Genomic DNA, 17,904 nt, shown 5'->3' on the forward strand with positions numbered 1-17,904 from the left:
CTCACGCCGCTTTGATGAGGGTAAGTGCGGATTCCAGGTCGGGTTCCCGAAGCTCGTGGATCACGGGCCCGGAGGTCCAGATCAGGAAGGTGCGGATGCGCTTGTCCGGATAGATCTCGGCGAGCAGCGTCCGGTAGAGGGCGAGCTGCGCCACATAAGAGCGCGGGGGCGGCTGGCCCGGCTTAGGCGCGCGCGCAGTGGTCTTGAAATCGGCCACCAGCACCTCCGTGTCGAGCACGGCCAGCCGGTCGATCTGGCCCGACACCAGGATCTCGCCCTCGCCTGTCAGCACCTGCCCGGCGATAGGCGCTTCCGCCCGCGTGCCCTGGCCGAAGAGCGGCTTCAGGTCCGGGTGGTCGAGAACCCCGAGGGCGTTGGTCAGGATCGATTCGCGCAGGTCCTGGGGGAGACGCGGGGCGCGGGCCTTGATGTAGGCACGCGCCATGCTTTCCCGGTGCTCGGGCGCGAGCGCGGGCAGGCGCTCCAGGAGCGCATGGACCAGGGTGCCGCGTAAGCGGGCCTCGGGCGCATAGGGGCCGTCGCCCGGGCGCGTCATCCGGTCGGCGGCGCCGAGAGCGCTGGAGGGACGGATCGGCGGCAGGGGCTCGGGTTCCGGAGCCGCTCTCGTGGTCAGCCAGTCCGGAACAGCGATGGGATCGAGCGGCGCCACGTCGGATTCGGCCACCAGCGTGCGCGCCAGAGGCGAGCCGTCGCGCCAGACGGCGATCTCGCCATAGGGGGCCTTGTCCAGCTCCAGGCCGCCGGCCTTGGCGACGAGCCCGTGGCGGATCATCTCGCACCAGGCCTCCTGCTTGGTCTCGTTGCCGTTCGTCCGGTAGGGGGCGATCACCAGCCGGTCCTTGGCCCGGGTCATGGCGACGTAGAGCAGGCGGTTGTGCTCCTCGTAGCCCTTGGCGTGCAGGAGGTCGCGCGCCTGCGTCATCACGCTCGAATCGGAATTCTTGCCGGGCGACCATACCGGGACTCTGCCGCCGGTCGCGGTCTGCAGCTGCAGCAGCGGCGGATCTCTCCCCAGCACCTCGCAGCCGTCGATGAGCACCACGATGGGGGCTTCCAGGCCCTTCGCACCGTGCACGGTCATCACGCGCACTTCGTTGTTCACGGAATCGAGGTCGCGCTTGATCGTGTGCGAGGCGGATTCGAACCGGCTGAGGAAGACCGTGAGCGAGGGTGTCTCGGTCATCTCCGATTGATGGGCGAAGCACAGGAAGGCGTCGATGGCATCGCCCGCCTCGCTGCCCAGCCGCGCCACGAGCAGCGAGCGTCCGCCGCGCGGCCCGAGCAGGGTGGCGAAAAAGCCGAAGGGGCCGTGGATGCGGGCAAGCTCGCGCCATGCACTCAACGCCTCGCATCCGCGCTTCGCCTTCGCGTCGCCCGCATCCGCATGGCGCGTCAAAGCGGTGTGCAGCGATTCCTCGTCAGCCCGGTCGGCCGCGATGCGGATGAGGTCGTCGTCTGTCAGGCCGACAAGGGGCGATTTCAGCGCGGTCGCGAGGGTGAGATCGTCGTCCGGCAGAAGCGCCGCGCGTCCCGCGGCCACGAGATCGAGCACGGCGATGTGCTCGCCGATATTGAGCCGGTCCGCGCCGGCCACTGGCACGCCCGCTTCCTTCAGTGCGCGGATCACCGCCTCGAAGGCAGCGCCGCGCTTCCGCACCAGCACGAGCACGTCGCCGGCGGACCAGAGGCGGCCCGTCTCGTCGCCCTTGGTGGTCCAGCACTTCACGGCCTGCGCGATGCGGCGCGCGACGACGACGGGCGGCGAATGCTGCTCCGGCTCGTCGATGGGCAGCACCCAGGCCTCGGGCTCCTCCTCCTTGGCGGGCATCTCCAGGGGCCACATCTCCACGAGGCCGGGCGCGTGGGGGCGCGCGCTCTCATGCACGGTGCCGACCGCCTTGTCCTCGAAAGACAGGCCCTTGAAATTCGCCGCGACCGCGAAGGTGGCGTCAACGGCCGACAGCACGGCCTTGGCCGAACGGAACGACATGGTGAGCGACACGTCTTCGAAGTGAAGCTCGGCGTTCTTCACCTTCTGCGACCAGCTTCGGCGCGTCGTCTCGAATTCCTGCGGGGCAGCTCCCTGGAAGCCGTAGATCGACTGCTTGGGATCGCCCACGGCGAAGAGCGTGCGCACGCGTGAGGCCGCGGCGCCAGCGCCCGACGTGAAATCCTCGGTGATCCTGCGCAGGATCTCCCATTGCTCCGGGTTCGTGTCCTGTGCCTCGTCGATCAGCACGTGATCGATGCCGCGATCGAGCTTGTAGAGCACCCAGGCCGTGTCGCCGCGCGAGAGCAGCGCCAGCGTCTTGTCGATGAGGTCCTGGAAGTCGAGGGCGCCGAGGCGCATCTTCGCCTGCTCGACGCGGGCATGGATCTCGGCCGCCAGCGTGAATAGGGCATGGGTGCGCTCGGCGGCGCGCGCGGCCTTGCGCTTGTCGATGAGCGAGCACACGCGCTCCTGCTCGCGCAGCAGCCGGTCCTTCAGGCTCTCGCCCACATCCTTGGTCAGGAACGCCGATCCCTTGCGGGGCGTGCCGGTATCGGTGAGAAAGATCGAGAGATAGTTTTCAAGTTTGTCGAGGCGCTCCTTCGCCTCGGCGGCCGCGATGAAGGACGCCGCGCGCTTCTGGTCGGTCGCCTTGCCGGCGAGCAGTTCCTGGGCGACGGCGGGCCACTCGTCCGGCCCGATGCCGCCTTCGAGCATGGCGGTCTCAACGCTCTCGAGCGTGTCGTCTGCGCCGAGCCCCAGCTCCCGGCGAAGCCGCGCGGGGCCCGCCGCATCATGCAGGAACGCCTTGCACTTCAAGGCCGCGCTGATCGCGCCCGAGAGCGCGTCGCCGACCGCATCGACGCTGACGATGTCGAGCGCCTCCGCGAGTTCCGGAAAGTTGCCGCTCGCGGCGTCGGCCATCACGTTGGCGGTGGCCTGGGACAGCATCTCGTCGGTCTGGCTCTCGTCGAGCACGGCGAAGCGCGCGGGCACGTTGGCTTCGAACGGCACGAGGTGCAGGAGCCGCTCGCAGAAGGCGTGGATGGTGTCGATCTTCAGGCCGCCGGGCGTTTCCACCGCGCGGGCGAAGAGCGTGCGCGCGAGCTTCACCTGGGCGCGCGTCGGCTTCTCGCCTTCGAGCTCCGTCAATTCCCTGACGAGGCTCTCATCGTCGAGCGTGACCCAGCGGCCCAGGCGCTCGAATACGCGGATCGCCATGTTGGCGGCGGCCGCCTTGGTGAAGGTGAGGCAGAGAATGCGGCCGGGCAGCGAACCGGCAAGCAGGAGACGCACGACGCGATCGGTGAGCACCTTGGTCTTGCCCGCGCCCGCATTGGCCGACACCCAGGCGGAGGCGCGCGGGTTGGCGGCGCGGCGCTGCGCGTCCTTGGTGTATTCCGGGATGACGAGATCGGTGCTCATTCGGATCCCTCACCGCCGCCCGCGCTTGCCAGCGACCATTCCTTCACGCGCGCCAGATGGTCGTATTCGGAGAATTTGCGCGCATATTTCGGGAAGGGCCGCGAGACGTAAGCCGCTTCGCCCTTGGCGTAGCGCACGATCATGCCCTCGAACCGGCGGCGGTGCTCCTCGACGATCTCCGGCACGGAGCGTTCCTCGTCGCGTCCGGGCTTTATCTCGCGCGGCTTGATCGGCTCGCGCCCGCCGGTGGTGTGGATGTAGATCAGATCGGGCGTGTCCTTCGCCATCGGCAGCCCCTTGAAGGCGCCCTTCATCAGCATCATGGCTTCGAGAGTCAGCTGCGGCGAGAAGCCGGCATAGACCTCGCGCACGCCGGGAGGCTGGCCCGTCTTGAAATCGATGATGGCGAAGCGGCCGTCGCGGCGATGCTCGATGCGATCGGCGCGGGCACGCAAATTGAAGATCGTGCCGTCCGGCAGCGGGATCGACAGGCGGCCGGAGCGCTCCGCATGGACCTCGACGAGGTCGGGGCGGCGGGCCTGCTCCCACACGACGAATTCGGTGGCGAGCCTGGTGAAGCGCGGCCACCATTCCGCATAGAGCTCGGGATAGGCCTCGGCAATGTCCGCGAAGGCGTCGGCGCCGAGCGCCAGCAGGATCTCCTGCGCATGGGCCGGCAGGGCCTTCGGGTGTTGCTCGGCGAAGGTGCCCAGCACGTCGTGGATGATCGTGCCACGCTCGGCCGCGCTCGGCGTCACGGCGATCGCATCGAGCGCATCGAGCTTGAGGATGTGGCGCGCGAAGATCGAATAGGGATCGCGCACCAGCGTCTCGATTTCCGTGACGCTCAGGGAGCGCGGGAACAGGGCCGGATCGGGCTTCGGCCGCGGTCGCGGCAGCGGCGGCGCGGGCTCCGGCGTGTCGAGCGTGCGCGCGAGCCGGCGGTAATATTCGCCCGCCTTCGTCATGCGCTCCCATACGTCCTTGCCGGTGAAGGCCTTCAGGCGCTGGAGGAAGCGCGAGGGCACCATGGGCGAGCCGTCGCGCTTGTGCGCGCGGGTGATCACCACGTCGTGCGTGCCGAGCGCCTGCACGAAATCGTGCGCCGTCTGGCCGATGCGCCGTTCCGGCGGCATCAGGCCGACGCGCGTGCGCATGGGCCGGTTGAGGAAGGCGTCCGTCACCGTGCGCGGCGGCCAGGAGCCCTCGTCCAATCCGCCGAGCACCACGCGGTCGACGGAGAGAAGCCGCGCTTCGAGAAGGCCGAGGATCTTCAGGCGCCGGTGCGTGGCGCGGGGCGAAGGGCTCAAGGAGCGCTGCTTGGCAAGCGCCGTAAAAAAGGTCGGATAGTCGACGAAACGGCCCACGAGGGGATGGCCTTCCTCCGCGCGGATGTCGGAATGTTCGAGATCGTCGAACAAAGCCGCGAGCGCTTCCTTCGAGGAATCGTCGTCTTGCTCCGCCGGTTCGTCGTCGGGGCCGGTCCAGAGCAGCTCGACGGCGCGGCGGTGATGCTCCACGAGAGACATGAGGTCGAGCCGGCTCTCGCCGTGCACGGACGGCGTGAAGGTCTCGAAGGCGACGCCGAGGCGCTGGAGCAGGGCGTCGGCGAGGTCCCAATCGGTTTCCGTCAGGCGCTTGCGCGGGCGCGGTGTGCGATGATCGTTCCCGGCGCGGCGGCTGGCGAGCGCGGCGCGCATGCCTTCGATGCCGAGCGCGGGAGCGGGCCCGCGCAGCACGCCGATTTCGAGCACGCTCGCCGCATGCTCGACCGTCTCACGCGGCAGGCCGAGGCGCACCATCGGGGGGGCGAGCAGCGCCAGCAGGCGCACGGGCCGCAGATCGTCGGCCGCTGCTTCCGCGGCGATGCGCGCGAGACGTCCGGCGGGCGTATCGGAGAGCGGAACGCCGGCGGAATCCTCGACGCTCAGGCCCCAGCGGGCGAGCTCCGCCGTCACGCGGGTGGCGAGCGCGCGATCCGGCGTGACGAGGGCCGCGGTCTTGTGCGGATGCGCCATGGTTTCGCGCAGCGCGATGGCGATGGAAAGCGCCTCTTCGCGCTCGTCCGCCGCCTCGATGATGGAAAGCCCCTCGCAGCCGCGCGCGCTCAAGGCCACGCGATCCTCGGGGGCGATCAGCGACCAGCGGTCCGTGGTGTCGGCGGGCCGCAGGATCTCGGAGAGCAGGTGGTTGCGGGCCTGCGCGGCTTCGGGCACCGCGCCGAGAATTGTGACGGCGGAGCGGGGGATGCGCAGATGCCTGTCCAGGAGGCGGCGGAGCGACGCCTGCGGGTGCCCGTGCACGGGATCGGTCTCGTCGTCGCCGAAGCCCCCGATGGTGGACCAGCTCTCCTCGTCGAGAGCCGTGTCGAGCCCCGGCAGCACGACGGCGCCCCTGGGCAGGCGCGCGATGACGCCCATGAGGTTCGCGGTCGCCGGTACCGAGCCGGTCGAGCCCGCGACGATGATCGGATGGCCGGGCCGCTCGCGGGTGAGGCGCCGCGCCTCCGCGTCGAGCAGCGCGTTGCGCCGCTGCGCCGGATCGCTCGCCTGGCGCTCGGCCAGGATCCTGGGCCAGTTCTCGCTCGCGATCTGCACGAAATGGCGCGTGATCTCGAAATAGGTCGAGTAGTCGGAATCCACCGCCAGTTCCAGGGCATGCCAGTCGATGCCTTCCGTCGTGAAGGCGTCCATCAGGGTTTCGAGATCGCCCGCGAGGTTCACCGCGTCGGCCGGCGAGGCCGGCACCATGAAGGGCACTTCGGGGCCGAGCTGCAGCAGCGCGCGGTCCACCTCCGCCGACCAGCGCTGCACGAGCCGCGTGAGGATGAGGCGGCGCTCCAGGGGCGGGATCGGGGGCTTGAGGCTCGCGGCTTCCTGGAGCGGCGTGCCTTCGAGGCCCGTCAGCTCGAACTCGGCTTCGTCGGTTTCGCCCAAGGGGACGATCCGGGGCAGAAGCTGCGCCCGGCCTGCGCCGCGCTCGGCGAGCAGCGCGATCAGCGCCCGGGTGGCGCGCCGGTTGGGAACATAGATCGTGATGTCGGACAGGGCCGCCGGATCATCCGGCAGGGGGCCGACGAGATGGCCGTCGAACAGCGCGTCCACGAGGGCCGGCAGGAAGGCGCAACCCGGAGGAATCGAGAAGACGCGCGGCGAAGTCCGTGAGTCATGCATGACCGGGTCGGAAAACCGGTTCCCATTGTTCCGGGTCATGCTGGGCACTCGAAAACCTCATCGCTTGCCGGCGGCGAGGCATCGTTCGGCCTCGGTAATCGCCTGAGGCTCCCCAACATGCAGCCATTGCCCCTCCATGGGCAACCCGTAGAGGCGCTCCTTCGCGATGGCGCGGTCGTAGAAGGCGTTGGCCGAGAACGCTCCGTCGGGCGTTCCATGAACGAGTTCCGGCTTCACGATGGCGACGCCCGCGTAGGCGAAAGGGGCGCTCGCGTCCGTTCCACGGCGGCGGAGGCGGCCGCTGTCGTCCATGTGGAAATCGCCCCGGCCTTCGAAGCCGATGCTTGTGGATAACGGCGCCACGAGCATCAGGATGTCCATGCGCTCCGGGTCCCAGGCCGCCACGAGACGCTTCAGATTCGGCTCTTCTCCTTCGATCCAGAGCGAATCGGAGTTGAACGTGATGAAGGGTTCGCTGCCGAGAAGCGGGAGCGCCTTCTTCACGCCGCCGCCGGTTTCAAGGAGTTCGCCGCGCTCGTCCGATATGACGATGCGCGGGCGTTCACGCGTGCGCAAATGCGCTTCGAGCATGTCGGCGAAGTGGTGCACGTTCACCACCACCGTGTCGATGCCCGCCTCGTGCAGCCGGTCGAGGGCGAAGTCGACGAGGCTTTGTCCCGCCACCTTCACGAGGGGCTTCGGCATGGTGGCCGTGATCGGCAGCATGCGCTTGCCTAAGCCTGCGGCGAGGACGATGGCTTTGCGCGGCGCGCGCGGTGAGGTCTGGGACAAGGAGCTGGCTCAGGATTCGGGAGGGAGTTCATCCGCCTGCGGGATCAGCCTCGGCAGATAGTTTTCATACCAGACCTTGAGCTTGCCCAGGGCCGGATGGGCGAGGTTGCGGATGAGATAGGCTTCGATCCGCGGCAGATGCTTGAGGTAGTGGGGCTTGCCGTCGCGCCGGTCGAGGCGCGCGAAGATGCCGAGGATCTTGGTGGCGCGCTGGCCCGCCATGATCGCATAGGCGCGGGCGAAGGCCGACACGTCGAAAGCAGGATCGTGGGCCTTCCGGTCGCGGGCATAGAGGCCGATGAGCTTCAGTTCGAGCTCGGGCGGCACGGTCACGCGTGCATCCTGGAGGAGCGACGCGACATCGTAGGCGGGCGAGCCGAGCACCGCGTCCTGGAAGTCGATCATACCGACCCGCTGCAGGCCCTCGCGACGGGGGAGCCAGATCAGGTTGGGCGAGTGGTAGTCGCGCAGGGTCCAGGTGGCCGGGGCGGCTAGGACCTCGCCCAGGGTCTCGGTCCAGAGATTGACGAACTCCGCCCGCGCGGACCCGGAGAGCTGCGTGCCGATGATGTGGGGCACGTACCAGTCGAGCAGAAGCTCCACCTCGATGAGGAGCGCTTCGAGGTCGTAGGGCGGAATCGCGTGGTCGATGCCGTCCGCCACGGGGAGCACCTGCGGCAGGGTCTGGCCGTGGAGCTGCGCCAGAACCCTGGTCGCCTCCGCGTAGCGCTCCGGGACCGGCCCCCTGGCGTCGGTGAAGGGCTCGGAGCCGAGATCCTCGATGAGAAGAAGACCCGCATCGAGGTCCTCGCCGTAGATATAGGGCGCGCTGAAGCCGAGGGCGCGCAGGCCCTTGTCCATGGCCACGAAGGCATGCACCGTCTCGGCGAGCTTCGCGATGGTCGTGTAGGGTTTGCCGCGCCGCACGGCGGGTCCGACCGGACGCGGGGGCGAGATCATCAGGAGCGCGGTCGAGCCGTCGGGCTTCACCAGGCGCTCGTAGGAGCGGATCACGGAAGCGTCGCTCGGCATGGGCTGGCGCTTCGCATCGCCCCAGCCGCAGCGCTCGACGAGGGTGCGATAGGCCTTCATGCGCTGGAGCCGGGACGCGAAGGCGCCGGTTCCGGTGAGCATGGCGAGGCGGCCGCGGCCCTGGCTGCCGGGCGCGAAATCGAGGCGGATGTCGAGATGCTCGGGGTTGAGCGCGCCGTCGGCCCGTTCCGGCCACTCGACGAGCGAGACGGCGTTCTCCGTCATCTCGTCCCAGCCCAGCTCCGCGAGTTCGTAGCCGCCGGAGAGGCGGTAGAAATCCGCATGGACGATGGGGGACTTCTGCCCGTCATAGACCTGCATCAGGGTGAAGGTGGGGCTCGGAACCTCGAGTTCCGGATCGCCCGCGAGGGTCCGTACCAGAGCGCGGGCGAGCGTCGTCTTGCCGGCGCCGAGGCCGCCCGACAGGGTGACGAGATCGCCGGGCTTCAGTTCTTCGGCCAGGATCCTCGCGAAGCGCTCCGTCGACTGGTGGTCGGGAAGCGTCACGATCCATGCGGCTTGCAAAAGGTCCTGCTCGGGCATGAGGGCCAGTCCATTCACCATCGCTGTTCCTACTCGGCTGCGATTGGAGTTAGCGCGGATTGCGCGGATCGGCCATCGGACGGCGTCTCGTGCCGGTCATTGGGGAAGATGCACGTGACCGTGGTGCCGAGGCCGGGCGTGGACGACACCTCGATGCGTCCGCCATGCAGCTCCACGAAGGAACGCACGATGGAGAGCCCCAGGCCCACGCCGCGATGGCGCGTTCCCAGCGTGTGGCTTTCGAACCGCTCGAAGATGCGCGCCTTGATCTCGGCCGGAATGCCGCGTCCCTGGTCCTTCACGTCGAAGATCACCTCGCCGCCGCGCTTGCGCGCCGACACCTGGATGGTCTGGCCGGGCGACGAGAAGCCGACCGCGTTGGAGAGCAGGTTGAACAGGATCTGGCGAACGCGCTTGCCGTCGGCCACGAAGGTGCCGATGTCGTCCGGCGTGTCGATGACCAGGTTGAGGGAGGATTCGGCCAGCCGGTCCTCGAGGCCGCGCATGGCGGCCTCGATGGTGGAGCGGATGTCGACGATCTCCGGGGTCAGCTCTAGGGAGCCGGTATCGATGGAGGCGAGATCGAGAATGTCGTTGAGGATCGCGAGCAGCGATGCCGAGGACCGCATGATGTGGTCGGCGTAGTCGCGCTGGCGCGGGTTGAGGGCGCCCACCGTCTCGTCGCCGAGCAATTGCGTGAAGCCGATGATGTTGGTGAGCGGCGAGCGCAGCTCGTAGGACACGTGGTGCACGAACTCGTCGCGCAGCCGCGAGGCGCGTTCCAGCGCCTCGTTGCGCTCGGTGAGCGCGCGCTCCACGTTTACGCTCGCGGTCACGTCCGTGAAGCTCAGGAGCGTCGCGCCGTCCGGCAGCGGCTGCGCCGCGCAGTCGAGCGCCGTGCCGTCGAGGCGTTCAATGCGGCAGGTGAGGCCCATGCGCATGTCGGCGAGGCCCGCCACCGCGCCGCGGATGTCGATCCACGGCTCGTCCTGCGGCGCCAGCAGGCGGGCGGCCCGGATGATCGTGTCGATATGCGGGTTCTCCGCCGTCATCTCGGGCGACAGGTTCCACATGTCGGCGAAGGCGCGGTTGTGCAGCTTGAGGCGCCCGTCGGAGCCGAACACGGCCACGCCTTCCTTGAGCGTATCCAGGGTCTCGGACTGGACGCGGGTCAGCGAATGGACCTGAGAGGCCAGCTCGAAGCGCTCGCTCACATCGTCGAACAGGTACGTGACGCCGCCCTGCGGATTGGGGTTGATGACCACGCGCAGGGTGCGCCGGTCGGGCAGGTGCCACCAGGTCTCCTGCTGCTCGACCGAATGGTAGCCCTGCAGGAACTCGGTCTTCCAGGCGCGGAAATCCGCCTGCTCGGGAAGCTTGCGGCCTGCGCGCAGCTTGTCGAGCACCTCGCCGTCCGTGGGGCGCGAGGCCAGGAAGGCGGCGTCCAGGCCCCAGAGCTGCTGATAGGCGGCGTTGCTGAAGATGAGGGTCTGCGACCCGTCGAAGATCGCGACGGCGGTCGGCAGCTGGTCCAGGGTGCGCACATGGGCATCCATCTGGCGCTGCAGGTCGGTGCGCACCGCTTCGAGCTCGGACACGTCCACGGCGATGCCCGCGCTGCCGCCGGCGGTCGGACGCTCGATCACGTCGAGCACGGCGCGATGGCCCGCGACGACGGCCGTGACGCGCCCCGAGAAGGTGACGCCCGACAGGCGCTGGCGCCGCGCCTCGTCCCGGGTGGCCGTGCCGAGGAGCTCGAGGGAGCGGGCGATGGCATCGTCGAGGTCCCTGGCCTCGACGGAGCGCAGATAGGCCTGGTTCGCCCAGAGCAGCTTGTCGTCCGTATCGCGGATCCAGAGCGGATAGGCCACGTCGTCGAGCAGCATCGTCATGGAGCGCAGGTCGCTGCGCGCAACCGAGAGCTGGCCCTGGATCTTCATGAGCTCGGCCCGGTCGCCGGTCACGTCGCGCAGGCGCAGGAGCGCCCGCCCGCCGATGGTGCGGCCTTCCACGTCGACGAAGCGGCTGCCCGCGGTGCAGCGCCCCGTCAGGCGGAACGCCTGGCCGCGCTCTTTCAGCTGTTCGAGGGCGCCCTCGACCGCGGCGGCATCCGCCGGGGCGAGCCAGGCACCGAAGGCGAGTGCGCGCTGGGCCGAGGCGTTCTCGCCCACGATGGTCGGGTCGCCCTGGAACCGCGGTTCCCCGTCCCGCCCATGCCAACTCACGAGGAGCTGGCGCTCGGACCCCATGAGCAGGGTCGCGAGATCGTCCGAGCCGCGCAGGGCGTCGAGCTCGTTGCGCAGGCGCTGCTCCATCCGGGCGGCGCGCTTGCGCTCGTGCATCAGCAGCAGGGCGGTGGTGGTCGAGACGGCCACGAGACCCATGAAGAGGCCGAAATAGACCGCGTTGTGCAGGTCGAAGCCGTTCAGGAAGCCGAGGAGGTCCGTGGCCCCGTCCGTGATCGGGCGCAGCAGGTCGTTGGCGAGGGCCGCCTGTGAGGTGCCGGCCAGGAGCATCAGGGACAGGGGGACGCGGGCCGAACCGGCGAGGGAGCCTGTCCCATCGCTGTTGCCGCTATGACGCTCCCATTGCCCGGCCATGCCGTGCTGCCCTTCCTTGTTGGCGGCCGAAAAACGAAGGCCAAGTTGGATCGATCCCGGCCGCGCCTTGCGGCGCTGCAGAGGTCAACCGTCTACGCATGAACGGAACTGCCGGCGCAGGTTCGAAGCCACAGCACAGCCGGTCGATTCGGGTTCACTCTAGACTACCCCCGACTCCGCCAGGAAGAGGGTTAACACCGGCTTAAACTTCCTTTGGAGAACCTGTGTGCAATTCCTCGAACCATATTGCATTTGTGACACACACATGCCGGTGCGACAGTTTTGGTCGATTCGGATCCTGGCCGGACACGAAAAAGCCCGGCGCGAGGCCGGGCTTTCGAAGGCTGATGGATGAGCCGATCAGTAGCGGTAGTGATCCGGCTTGAACGGGCCCTGCTCGGACACGCCGATATAGGAGGCCTGGTCGGGGCGCAGCTTGGTGAGCTTCACGCCGATCTTCTCCAGGTGCAGAGCGGCGACCTTCTCGTCCAGGTGCTTGGGCAGGGTGTAGACCTTGCGCTCGTACTTGCCCTGGTTGGCGAAAAGCTCGATCTGGGCCAGCGTCTGGTTGGTGAAGGAGGCCGACATCACGAAGGATGGGTGACCCATGGCGTTGCCGAGGTTCACGAGGCGGCCTTCCGACAGCAGGATGATGCGGTGCCCGTCGGCGAACTCGATCTCGTCCACCTGCGGCTTGATGTTCGTCCACTTGAGGTTCTTGAGGCCAGCGACCTGGATCTCGTTGTCGAAGTGGCCGATGTTGCACACGATGGCGCGGTCCTTCATCGCGCGCATGTGATCGAGGGTGATCACGTCCTTGTTGCCGGTGGCGGTGACGAAGATGTCGGCGCGGGGAGCCGCGTCCTCCATGGTCGTGACCTCATAGCCTTCCATGGCGGCCTGGAGGGCGCAGATCGGGTCGACTTCCGACACCAGCACGCGGCAGCCGGCCTGACGGAGCGAAGCGGCCGAGCCCTTGCCCACGTCGCCGAAGCCCGCCACCATGGCGACCTTGCCGGCCATCATCACGTCCGTGCCGCGGCGGATGCCGTCGACGAGCGACTCGCGGCAGCCGTAGAGGTTGTCGAACTTCGACTTGGTGACCGAGTCGTTGACGTTGATCGCCGGGAAGAGGAGCTTGCCCTCCTTCTCCATGATGTAGAGGCGGTGAACGCCCGGGGTGGTCTCTTCCGACACGCCCTTGATCGAGGCGGCGAGCCCGGCGAACCAGCCCTTCGGCTTCTCGGACAGGAGGCGCTTGATGAGGGCGAAGAACACTTCCTCTTCCTCGGAGCCGGGCTTGTCGAGGAACGCGGTGTCGCCGTTCTCGGCGCGCAGGCCGAGATGGACCAGCATGGTAGCGTCGCCGCCGTCGTCGAGGATCATGTTGGGCATGCCGCCGTCGTGCCAGTCGAACAGCTTGGCGGTGTAGTCCCAGTACTCCGTCAGGGTCTCGCCCTTATAGGCGAAGACCGGAATGCCGGCGGCCGCGATGGCGGCGGCGGCGTGGTCCTGGGTGGAGTAGATGTTGCAGGACACCCAGCGGATGTCGGCGCCGAGAGCCTTGAGGGTCTCGATCAGCACCGCGGTCTGGATCGTCATGTGGAGCGAGCCGGCGATGCGGGCGCCCTTCAGGGGCTGCTTCGGGCCGTACTCGGCCCGGACGGCCATAAGGCCCGGCATCTCGGTCTCGGCGATGGAGATCTCCTTGCGGCCGAAATCGGCAAGGCTGATGTCTTTGACGATGTAATCCTGCGCCATGATGGCCTCTCTCCTGCACCTGATCGGTTGAATTGGCGCTGTCTCTACCAGAGACCCGGAAGCGAGGCAATCAAGATATAAAGATGTCTTTATATGTCACTTGAGATGAAAGGTCCTGCCAGCGGCATGCCAAGCAGGCAGGCTCCTACTCGTCCTCGCCGAACCTGTTGGCGAGAAGGTCGTCGATGGCCTGGAGGCAGGCCTGGGCGTCCTCGCCCTTGGCCGTGACCGTGATGGAGGTACCCTGGGCGGCCGCGAGGGTCAAAAGGCCCATGATCGAGCGTCCGCCCACGGTCTCGCCGCAGCGGGTCACCGTCACGTCGGAATTGAAGCGCTCGACGGTCTGGACGAACTTGGCCGAGGCGCGGGCGTGCAGGCCCCGGCGGTTGATGATGGGAAGCTCCCGGACCTCGGCTCCGTCCGGCACTGGCGCCGGGGGGCAATCCTCGTCGCTGAGCCTTTGCATGACGGTCACTTTCCGGAGAGAACGCGCGAGGCGATGTTGATGTATTTGCGTCCCGCCTCCTGAGCATGGGAAACGGCGTCGGACAGGGTTTCCTCGTCGCGGACGGAGGCCAGCTTGATGAGCATGGGCAGGTTGATTCCGGCCACGACCTCGACGGAGCCGTTCATGCAGGACAGGGCCAGATTCGAGGGCGTGCCGCCGAACATGTCCGTCAGGACCACGACCCCCTGGCCCGAATTGACCCGGCAGACGGCGGCCATGATGTCCTTGCGCCGAGTCTCCATGTCGTCGTCGGGGCCGATCGTGATCGTTTCAAGCTGCTCCTGAGGACCCACGACATGCTCGAGCGCCGCTTTGAATTCCGTCGCGAGCTGCCCGTGGGTGACGAGCACCATTCCAATCATAATGTTACAAGTCCGAACGCTCCGAGAGCGGAGCCGCTATTTTGTGCACTGCGAAGCCAAGCGCAAGAGCAATGAGAGGAAAAGTTCATCACAGTGTCACGACCGTGTCGCAAACACCACTCAGGCAGGCAAGAGCGACATCCGCCGAGCTTGCCCCGGCCTGCATCCGGATGCGAGGGATCATGACGCCGCAGAGCTCGACCTGCCTGTCCTCCTCTTCGGGGTAGCGGACGGGATCGTCGGAGAGGTCGGCCACCAGGCGCACCACGGCGGCCTTTTCGAAGGGCTGGCGGATTATGCCGAGGCCGAACACCTCGATGCGGCCGCCGAGGGGCTCCACCGGACGGGCCAGGAGGCGGCCGTGATGCGCTTCGAGGCGGGTACGGGCGTCGCTGACCAGCCGCCCGAAGCGGCCCGCCCTGAGGGCGAGCGCCACCACCTCGCGGGCCAGCGTCGACTTGCCCGATCCCGACGCGCCCCGGATCAGGAGGCCCGCCTCGCCGACGAGCACGCAGCCGGCATGGATCGTCTCGCCGCCGCTCAAGGGGCTTTCTTCCCGGCGTCGCGCCTCGCCTTGTCCTTGGCCTTGTCCCGATCCTTCTTCTCCTGCTCCTTCTTGGCCTTCGCCCCCTCGACGGGCAGGCGGATGACGAAGCGGGCACCGAGGCGGATGGACTCGCCGTCCTCGTCGGGAGAGCCAAGCCGGTTCTCGGCCCGGATCGTGCCGCGATGGGCCTCGATGATCTGGCGGGAGATGGAGAGGCCGAGGCCGGAATTCTGACCGAAGCCCTGTTCGGGCCTGTCCGTGTAGAAGCGCTCGAAGATCCGGTCGAGGGCGTCCGGCTCGATGCCGGGCCCGCTGTCCTCCACCAGGATCTCCACCTGATTCTTGCGGCGGCGCATGGCGACGCTGACGGTTTCGTCGGGCGGCGAGAAGGAGCGGGCGTTGTCGATCAGGTTGTTGAAGACCTGCCCCAGGCGGCTGTCATGGCCGAGGACCAGGAAGGCGTCGCGGCCCTGGGCCTGCCTTTCGATGCTGAGCGTGATGAGCGGGTCGCCGTCCTGGCGGCGTTCGTTGGCGACCGACACCACCGCGTCGAGCAGTTGCACCATGTCCACCGGTTCCGCGTCGGCACGGGCGAGCTCCGCGTCGAGCCGCGACGCATCCGAAATGTCGCTGATCAGCCGGTCGAGGCGCTTCACGTCGTGCTGGATGATCGACAGGAGGCGCTCCCGGGACTCGTCGCTGCGGGCGAGCGGGAGGGTCTCGACGGCGCTGCGCAGGGAGGTCAGCGGGTTCTTCAGCTCGTGCGCCACGTCCGCCGCGAAGCTCTCGATGGCGTCGATGCGGTTGTAGAGCGCCCGGGTCATGTCGCGCAGGGCGCCCGACAGGTGGCCGATCTCGTCGGACCGCTTCGTGAAATCGGGAATTTCCTGACGGGACTTCGTGCCCCAGCGCACCCGCTCCGCCGCCTCGGCCAGCCGCCGCACCGGGCCCGCGATGGCGCCGGCGAGGAAGAGCGACAGGACGATCATGACCACGGCCGCCACCAGGAAGACCTGGAGCAGGGCGAACCGTTCGGACGCGATGATCGCGTCGATGTCGCCTTCCTGGGTCGACAGCAGGAGAGCGCCCTGGACCGTGCGGAAGCGCTGGACCGGCACGGCCACCGACACGATGGTCTCGCCGCGGTTGTTGATGCGCACCACGCTCGATTGCTGGCCGGCGAAGGCCTGCTGCACCTCCGGCAGGGACTTGCCGTTGGCCGGGCCGACCTCCTCCTGCACCGGGCGCCTGGTGCGACGGAACATCTTGCGGATGCTGTTCCATGTGCGCTCGATGAAGCTCGTCGTGTCCTCGACATTGGCGACCGGCGGCAGCTCCATGCGCAGGATGTCGCCGCGGGAATAGAACGACCTGGAATCGAGCAGCAGGGTGCCTTCCCGGTCGAAGATCCGGGCGCGGGTCTTGGTCGGCGTCACCAGCCGGCGCAGCAGGGGAGCGACGCGTTCGGGATTGATGGAGAACTCGAGCGACGAGAAGGATTCGTCGTTGAACCGCTCGGTCTCCCCCGCCTGCATCTGCAGGAGCTGGTCCGGATCGATCGTGATGGTGTTGGTCTCGACCGTGGCGGAGCTCGCGATCGCGCCCGCGATGATCTCGCCCTGGGTGAGCAGGCTCTGCACCCGGGCCTCGATGAGGCCCTCGCGGAACTGGTTGAGGTAGAGGAAGCCGACGAGCAGGGCCACGAGGCCGGCCAGGTTGAGCACCACGATCCGCCGCGTCAGGCTCGACGAGCCGCGCTGCACGATCATGCGGCCGAAATGCTTCAGCCGCGCCAGGATGCCCTGAGGGGCCGGCGGATCGTCGAACGCCGCCTCGGCGTGGATAGGGTCAGCCTTCATGCCACTTGTTCAAGCCCGATCCGGTTTCCTCGTCCCGGACCATGGCCGCCGTTCCGGGTTGCCCGCCAGGGTGCTTGCGCCACCAAAGCGTCAGGCTTCCTTGAAACGGTAGCCCACGCCGTAGAGGGTCTCGATCATTTCGAAACTCTGGTCAACCGACTTGAACTTCTTGCGCAGGCGCTTGATGTGGCTGTCGATGGTGCGGTCGTCCACATAGACCTGGTCGTCATAGGCCGCGTCCATCAGGGCGTTGCGGCTTTTCACCACCCCGGGGCGCGTGGCGAGGGCCTGCAGGATCAGGAATTCCGTCACGGTGAGGGTCACCGGCTCGCCCTTCCAGGTGCAGGCGTGGCGCTCCGGGTCCATCTTGAGCTGGCCGCGCTCCAGGGCCTTCGGATCGGCCTCCTTGGGGGCGGTCTGATCCTTGGGCGCGAAACGCCGCAGGACGGCTTTCACGCGCTCGACGAGAAGGCGCTGGGAGAACGGCTTCCGGATGAAGTCGTCGGCGCCCATCTTGAGCCCGAACAGCTCGTCGATCTCCTCGTCCTTGGAGGTCAGGAAGATCACCGGCAGGTCCGATTTCTGCCGCAGGCGGCGCAGGAGCTCCATGCCGTCCATGCGGGGCATCTTGATGTCGAAGATCGCCAGATCCGGAGGAGCATGCTTGAGACCGTCCAGAGCCGAGGCCCCATCCGTATAGGTCTGGATGCGGTAGCCCTCCGCTTCGAGGGCGATGGAAACAGAGGTCAGGATGTTGCGATCGTCATCGACTAGGGCGATCGTTGGCATGAACTCTTCCTTGGTTTGGCACAAACTATGTCAGACATTCGTATCGCCTGACAACGCAGGAGGCCCTAAAACGTCCCCAACTGCGCCTTTCTCGTGGCATAAATATGGTTTCCCCCGGCCATGGCCAGGGGTGGCCCTGATAGTGGTGTCTAACGGACGCCCATTCAACCGCCGATGAACGATCCATGATCGCCCGGACAGGACATGCCCCGGTATATTCCTTGACGTCATGTATCGGATTTCCAGCTGAAACGGCTGGTCAATCATACGAAAGAATGCGGAAAATACCTTGAAATTCGAGGGATTGAGCCTGTCAGAGGTCTGGCTCTCGAAAAAATAGAATGCGATGAAATGACCTGAGTTGACGACACCGTCAGCTGGCCTAAAGAAGGTTCCATGTTCAAGCGAGACGGCAAAGTCTTGCCCGAATTGTTTGACCTTACCCATGTGACGGTCCTCGGACGGCGGCCGATCCGGCTGCGCGGCGACCGCCAATCAGGAG

The 17,904-nt window shown here is 67.5% G+C and carries 12 protein-coding genes; all 12 read right to left on the bottom strand.

Annotated features, from left to right (window positions below):
* Position 1: 1 nt before the first annotated feature.
* Entirely contained in the window at positions 2 to 3,436 is a 3,435-nt protein-coding gene (addA, locus tag H0S73_RS04675; RefSeq protein ID WP_181051068.1) for a double-strand break repair helicase AddA, read from the bottom strand.
* A complete protein-coding gene (gene addB / locus H0S73_RS04680; RefSeq protein ID WP_246388729.1) occupies positions 3,433 to 6,648 on the bottom strand; it encodes a double-strand break repair protein AddB in 3,216 nt (1,071 codons plus the stop codon). Before addB ends, addA begins: the two co-directional genes overlap by 4 nt.
* A gap of 18 nt (positions 6,649 to 6,666) precedes the next feature.
* On the bottom strand, positions 6,667 to 7,401 hold the full coding sequence (locus H0S73_RS04685; protein ID WP_181051069.1) for a nucleotidyltransferase family protein: 735 nt from the start codon (positions 7,399 to 7,401) through the stop codon (positions 6,667 to 6,669).
* A 9-nt stretch (positions 7,402 to 7,410) separates the two neighbouring features.
* Positions 7,411 to 8,997, bottom strand: coding sequence for a tRNA (adenosine(37)-N6)-threonylcarbamoyltransferase complex ATPase subunit type 1 TsaE (tsaE, locus tag H0S73_RS04690; protein WP_181051070.1), 1,587 nt, complete (start codon positions 8,995 to 8,997; stop codon positions 7,411 to 7,413).
* A gap of 8 nt (positions 8,998 to 9,005) precedes the next feature.
* The gene (locus H0S73_RS04695; protein ID WP_181051071.1) at positions 9,006 to 11,576 is read right to left on the bottom strand and encodes a PAS domain-containing sensor histidine kinase; all 2,571 of its coding nucleotides are present in this window, start codon (positions 11,574 to 11,576) and stop codon (positions 9,006 to 9,008) included.
* 360 nt (positions 11,577 to 11,936) lie between these two features.
* Complete coding sequence (ahcY, locus tag H0S73_RS04700) at positions 11,937 to 13,337, bottom strand: adenosylhomocysteinase (protein WP_181051072.1); 1,401 nt, start codon at positions 13,335 to 13,337, stop codon at positions 11,937 to 11,939.
* Positions 13,338 to 13,482: 145 nt separating this feature from the next.
* Positions 13,483 to 13,803, bottom strand: a complete 321-nt coding sequence (locus H0S73_RS04705; protein ID WP_181051073.1) for an HPr family phosphocarrier protein — start codon at positions 13,801 to 13,803, stop codon at positions 13,483 to 13,485.
* 5 nt (positions 13,804 to 13,808) lie between these two features.
* Positions 13,809 to 14,207: a PTS sugar transporter subunit IIA gene (locus H0S73_RS04710; RefSeq protein ID WP_181051074.1), complete on the bottom strand. Its 399-nt coding sequence runs from the start codon at positions 14,205 to 14,207 to the stop codon at positions 13,809 to 13,811.
* Between the two features lie 88 nt (positions 14,208 to 14,295).
* Positions 14,296 to 14,751 (bottom strand): HPr kinase/phosphorylase, encoded by a 456-nt coding sequence (locus H0S73_RS04715; RefSeq protein ID WP_181051075.1) that lies wholly within the window; start codon positions 14,749 to 14,751, stop codon positions 14,296 to 14,298.
* Positions 14,748 to 16,613, bottom strand: coding sequence for a sensor histidine kinase (locus H0S73_RS04720; protein ID WP_181051076.1), 1,866 nt, complete (start codon positions 16,611 to 16,613; stop codon positions 14,748 to 14,750). Before H0S73_RS04720 ends, H0S73_RS04715 begins: the two co-directional genes overlap by 4 nt.
* 90 nt (positions 16,614 to 16,703) lie before the next feature.
* Positions 16,704 to 17,402, bottom strand: coding sequence for a response regulator transcription factor (locus H0S73_RS04725; RefSeq protein ID WP_099509738.1), 699 nt, complete (start codon positions 17,400 to 17,402; stop codon positions 16,704 to 16,706).
* A 30-nt stretch (positions 17,403 to 17,432) separates the two neighbouring features.
* Positions 17,433 to 17,849, bottom strand: a complete 417-nt coding sequence (locus tag H0S73_RS04730) for a hypothetical protein (protein ID WP_181051077.1) — start codon at positions 17,847 to 17,849, stop codon at positions 17,433 to 17,435.
* Positions 17,850 to 17,904 lie beyond the last annotated feature (55 nt).

Source organism: Microvirga mediterraneensis (assembly GCF_013520865.1).
In the GTDB taxonomy this organism is placed as follows: Bacteria; Pseudomonadota; Alphaproteobacteria; order Rhizobiales; family Beijerinckiaceae; genus Microvirga; species Microvirga mediterraneensis.

Coding starts and splice junctions, on each gene's coding strand:
- addA (WP_181051068.1), bottom strand. CDS start 3,436: ATGAGCACCGATCTCGTCATCCCGGAATACACCAAGGACGCGCAGCGC.
- addB (WP_246388729.1), bottom strand. CDS start 6,648: ATGACCCGGAACAATGGGAACCGGTTTTCCGACCCGGTCATGCATGAC.
- tsaE (WP_181051070.1), bottom strand. CDS start 8,997: ATGGTGAATGGACTGGCCCTCATGCCCGAGCAGGACCTTTTGCAAGCC.
- H0S73_RS04695 (WP_181051071.1), bottom strand. CDS start 11,576: ATGGCCGGGCAATGGGAGCGTCATAGCGGCAACAGCGATGGGACAGGC.
- ahcY (WP_181051072.1), bottom strand. CDS start 13,337: ATGGCGCAGGATTACATCGTCAAAGACATCAGCCTTGCCGATTTCGGC.
- H0S73_RS04705 (WP_181051073.1), bottom strand. CDS start 13,803: ATGCAAAGGCTCAGCGACGAGGATTGCCCCCCGGCGCCAGTGCCGGAC.
- H0S73_RS04710 (WP_181051074.1), bottom strand. CDS start 14,207: ATGATTGGAATGGTGCTCGTCACCCACGGGCAGCTCGCGACGGAATTC.
- H0S73_RS04720 (WP_181051076.1), bottom strand. CDS start 16,613: ATGAAGGCTGACCCTATCCACGCCGAGGCGGCGTTCGACGATCCGCCG.
- H0S73_RS04725 (WP_099509738.1), bottom strand. CDS start 17,402: ATGCCAACGATCGCCCTAGTCGATGACGATCGCAACATCCTGACCTCT.
- H0S73_RS04730 (WP_181051077.1), bottom strand. CDS start 17,849: ATGGGTAAGGTCAAACAATTCGGGCAAGACTTTGCCGTCTCGCTTGAA.